The organism is Vibrio sp. MM46 (assembly GCF_027587135.1).
Classification (GTDB): Bacteria; Pseudomonadota; Gammaproteobacteria; order Enterobacterales; family Vibrionaceae; genus Vibrio; species Vibrio harveyi.
On sequence record NZ_JAPPTO010000084.1, the window covers coordinates 1 to 913 of the forward strand.

At 47.0% G+C, this 913-nt stretch carries 2 protein-coding genes; both read right to left on the minus strand.

Annotated elements, in window-relative coordinates; all coding sequences use genetic code 11:
* The coding region (gene traF / locus OH459_RS28000) for a conjugal transfer protein TraF (RefSeq protein WP_269989880.1) at positions 1 to 219 on the minus strand (219 nt) is incomplete at its 3' end.
* A gap of 174 nt (positions 220 to 393) precedes the next feature.
* On the minus strand, positions 394 to 913 hold a 520-nt coding region (traF, locus tag OH459_RS28005), incomplete at its 5' end, for a type-F conjugative transfer system pilin assembly protein TraF (protein ID WP_269989882.1).

Consider the following 913-nt stretch of genomic DNA (forward strand, 5'->3'; position numbering starts at 1 on the left):
AACTTCAAAGCCAGGAATGCCCGCCCCATCAACAGAAAAAGCGTAAATAGGTAATTGGAAGCGTTCGCTAAGGCGAGTCATTTTGGGTGCAGTCTTGTGGCAGTATGGGCAGGTGCTTTCAAAAAAGAACACCAGAGCGTATTGGTTTTGCATGGCGGCGTGTGCGGTGCCAGCGACCAGTAGTATAAAACTGAGCAAAAGGGTGCGAAGAGATGGCATGGTGCCTCCTTGCGTTTTAGGTTAAAAAGAAACAAGTAAAGTGTTGTCATCCAAGAGGGCGGTATGGACGAGATAAATAATGCGGTATCGAACGTTGAGCTAGGTTTGGGGTTTATGGCAGCGCTTGCGTTGTTTGCTTTGATATGGTGGCTGTTTATCGATTGAAAGCGGCGATTAAAAATCCGATTGCTTAAAGTCGGTCGCAACGTTGTAAAAACGCCCAAGCAAATCATTCTGGCTTATCCAGCCATACGCGAGTGGCTTCATCTCTCCGGTGCGGGGGTGCACCAAAATCAGCGCTGGCGTAAAAGGAACGGTGACCTTGCCTTGGTTATGGCGGTTCTCTTTGATATTGGTGATGAAGGTTTCATCATTGCTGATACCAAGAAGTTCAAAGTGGTATTGATCAGCAAAGGCTTGAATGGAAGGCGCAAGCTGCTGACTGAGCGTATCGTTGCCGTCATACACAAAGAAAAATCCCCAGCCTTCCTGCTTCATCTTTTCAACAGCATCGGTTTTCTTTTTATTTTCCAGATCGAGATACACCTGCCTTGCGGCTTGCTCTGTCGGGTGGTCTTTAGTGTAAGAGAGTTCCGGTCTTTCCAGTAGCAGCGATTTGAATGTCATGCCTAGCTGGTCAGTCTGGTTAGTGATAAATCGATTAAGAGCCAAGAACCTTGCCAGCTTTTCCTTA